The organism is Psychrobacter sp. TB20-MNA-CIBAN-0197 (genome assembly GCF_040309765.1).
Taxonomy (GTDB): Bacteria; Pseudomonadota; Gammaproteobacteria; order Pseudomonadales; family Moraxellaceae; genus Psychrobacter; species Psychrobacter submarinus.
In genome coordinates this window covers 1-275 of sequence record NZ_JBEOPC010000516.1, presented here as the reverse complement: position 1 = coordinate 275, position 275 = coordinate 1, and the positions used below count along the sequence as shown (strand labels likewise).

Genomic DNA, 275 nt, shown 5'->3' with positions numbered 1-275 from the left:
ATGGCGGATTACTCGCGCGCCGATTGCAACGATTTATGGTTGCTGACCGAGGTCGAGCACATCGGCAAGCAGCCGCAAGTGCTCGAAGAAGCGTTCACCGAGCAGGCTGACGCAGATGGTTTCAGTCAGGGCTATCGCAACCATTTCGTCGCAACTCCGTGGGACGTGTTGTTTCGCCCGCAGCTCAAGCATCTCAAACCGCGCGTCAGCGGCAGTCAGTTGGCGGTGGTGACCGGCCCGCCCGGCGAAGAAATCTACAGCGATGCCTACGGCCG

General features: G+C 60.4%; 1 protein-coding gene. It reads left to right on the top strand.

Translation table 11 applies throughout. The annotated features are described in order from the left end of the window. Positions 1–39: 39 nt before the first annotated feature. A partial coding sequence (locus AAEY83_RS14750) for a hypothetical protein (protein ID WP_351060056.1) occupies positions 40–275 on the top strand: 236 nt, incomplete at its 3' end.